Below are 2,927 nucleotides of genomic sequence, written 5' to 3'. Positions count from 1 at the left end.
AAGCCCAGGGCGCGATAATCCGCTATATAACGGGATATTACAGCGCTATCAGGCCCCACTGGTATAACGGCAGTCTGACGCCCAACGAATCTGAGCGGCTGTACTACTTACAGTCTAATGCTGTGGCCAGTATTAGTTGACCACTACAGACAGCCCTTTTCCGAATCGCGCAGGGTTTTCATGATGCCCAGCAGGCAATCGAGAGAAGTCATAATGATATCCATGTTAAATGGGCGGGCGACGCATACGTAGCCCCTACGTAGGGATCTGGCATGCCCGACCCGATTAATGCAGGCGTTTGGCATCGATAATATCCGGCACTTGGTTAAGCCGCGCAATCACGCGGCTCAGCACCTGCTGATTGTAAATTTCAATATCCATATCGATGGTCGCTAGCTGCCTTTTGGTATCACTGTGGCTGGAAACGCCCAGTACATTGACCTTTTCATTAGCCAGAATGGTGGTGATGTCGCGCAGGAGGCCGCTGCGATCATTGGCGGTGACGCGCACCACCAGCGAATAGCCGCTGGAATAAGACTCACCCCAGACGGCATCCACGATGCGTTCCGGCGCGTGCGACATCAGGTCCGCCAGCTGATCGCAGTCGGCGCGGTGAATCGAGATCCCGCGCCCTTGGGTGATAAAGCCGGTGATATCATCACCGGGGATTGGCTGGCAGCAGCGCGCAATATGGTGCATTAGATTGCCGACACCCTCGACCACCACGCGCCCGCTCTCTTTACTACGCAGTACGCTGTTGGAGGTTTTCTGCATCAGCTTTTGCAGCGCTTTGCGGTCTTCTTCTTCCGCGCTTGGCTTGTGCAGCTTCGACTGAAGGAAGTTGCTCATCTGATTGAGGCGCACATCGCCGCCGCCAATTGCCGCCAGTAGTTCATCCAGCGTATTGAAGTTGTAGCGCGGCAGCAGCAGCTTCTCGGCATCTTTCAGATTGATATCGAGTTGGTCCAGTTCGTTGTCGAGGATCTGGTGCCCGGCGATAATATTCTTGTCGCGATCCTGCTTACGGAACCAAGCGTGCACCTTAGAGCGCCCGCGGCTGGTGGTCACGTAGCCAAGATTCGGGTTCAGCCAGTCGCGGCTCGGGTTCGGCTGCTTCTGGGTGATGATGTCGATCTGATCGCCCATTTGCAGCTGATAGGTAAACGGCACGATGCGCCCGCCAATCTTCGCGCCGATGCAACGGTGGCCGATATCGCTGTGAATATGGTAGGCAAAGTCGAGCGGTGTGGAGCCAGCCGGCAGGTCGACCACATCCCCTTTTGGGGTAAACACATAGACCCGGTCGTCGAATACTTGGCTGCGCACTTCGTCGAGCATGTCGCCGGAGTCCGCCATCTCTTCCTGCCAAGTAATCAGCTTACGCAGCCACGCAATGCGCCCTTCGTAGCCGGAGGCGACGCGTGCACTGCCGCTGTCTGCCGCGCCCTCTTTGTACTTCCAGTGCGCCGCCACGCCCAGCTCGGCATCTTCATGCATCTGGCGCGTGCGGATCTGAATTTCAACGGTTTTACCCTTCGGCCCCAGCACCACGGTGTGGATGGATTGGTAGCCGTTGGGTTTCGGGTTCGCGATATAGTCGTCGAACTCGCTTGGCAGATGACGATACAGGGTATGCACAATCCCCAGCGCGCCGTAGCAATCCTGCAGACGCTCCGCCACGATGCGTACGGCACGCACGTCGAACAGCTCATCAAAGGCCAGCGCTTTCTTCTGCATCTTGCGCCAGATGCTGTAGATATGTTTCGGGCGACCATACACTTCCGCCTTCACGCCCTCTTTAACAATCTCTGTACGCAGCGACTGCACAAACGTATCGATATAGTCTTCACGATCGATACGGCGCTCGTGCAGCAGCTTGGCGATGCGCTTGTATTCGTCCGGGTGCAGATAGCGGAAGCAGAAATCTTCCAGCTCCCATTTCAGCTGACCGATACCGAGGCGGTTAGCCAGCGGAGCATAGATATTGCTGCACTCTTTCGCTGCCAGCACGCGCTCATCTTCCGGCGCGTCTTTGACTTCGCGCAGGTGGGCGATGCGCTCCGCCAGCTTGATAACCACGCAGCGGAAATCTTCCACCATCGCCAGCAGCATGCGGCGCACGTTATCGACCTGGTCAGAAGCCATGGAGTCATTATGGGTGGCTTTTAACTGGCGGATGGCATCCATATCGCGCACGCCGTGAACCAGCGAGACGATAGCTTTACCGTGCTGCTCCTCAAGCTGCTGCTCAGTGACCACGCCAGCGTCGGCTAGCGGGAACAGCAGCGAGGCACACAGCGTTTCCCAGTCCATGCTGAACATTGAGAGGATTTCCACCATCTCAACGCCGCGCCACAGCAGCAGCGCGGCATCAGGATGGTCTTTGGTGGTCGCCTCACAATAGCGCCAAGTTTCGACCAGTAGTTCACATGACTGCTGGTTGGAGATCCCCAGACTGGTGATCCATTGGTCGAGCGCAAACTCGCCAGCCGTGTTCAAATGTGCACTTCTTACCGCAACCATATCCTCTCCTGGCGTAGCCCCGTTCAGGGAACTATTTTCGGCTAAATAGCACCATGGATTCCAGATGCCCGGTATGTGGGAACATATCGAGCATTGTCACCCGTTCCAATTGGTAGCCGGACGTCAGTAATGCCTGACTATCCCGTGCCAGCGTCATCGGGTTACAGGACATATAGACCACCCGCTGCGGCGCAAATCTAATGATATGCGCCATCACGCCGGCAGCTCCGGCACGGGCTGAGTCCAGTAACACTTTGTTAAATCCCTGAGCAGTCCAAGGCTGGCGGCTGACATTCTCTTCGAGGTTATGCTGCCAGAACGACACGTTATGCAAATTATTTAAGGGGCTGTCCTAGATAAGGTTTAAATTTTACGTTTAACTATCTGTTTTAAAATAGTTAATT

The 2,927-nt window shown here is 55.6% G+C and carries 1 protein-coding gene and 2 pseudogenes; 1 reads left to right on the top strand and 2 read right to left on the bottom strand.

Annotation, left to right across the window (positions count from 1 at the left end):
* A pseudogene (locus BBW68_RS19875) lies at positions 1 to 140 on the top strand (IS3 family transposase); the annotation flags it as partial.
* Between the two features lie 145 nt (positions 141 to 285).
* On the opposite strand, the gene relA reads toward BBW68_RS19875, so the two are convergent.
* Positions 286 to 2,523, bottom strand: coding sequence for a GTP diphosphokinase (gene relA, locus BBW68_RS11220; protein ID WP_070135431.1), 2,238 nt, complete (start codon positions 2,521 to 2,523; stop codon positions 286 to 288).
* A 31-nt stretch (positions 2,524 to 2,554) separates the two neighbouring features.
* A pseudogene (gene rumA / locus BBW68_RS11215) lies at positions 2,555 to 2,875 on the bottom strand (23S rRNA (uracil(1939)-C(5))-methyltransferase RlmD); the annotation flags it as partial.
* Positions 2,876 to 2,927: the final 52 nt, after the last annotated feature.

Source organism: Candidatus Erwinia dacicola, from assembly GCF_001756855.1.
Lineage (GTDB): Bacteria > Pseudomonadota > Gammaproteobacteria > Enterobacterales > Enterobacteriaceae > Erwinia > Erwinia dacicola.
The sequence above is the reverse complement of the archived record's forward strand: the minus strand, read 5'-3'. Positions and strand labels throughout refer to the sequence as shown.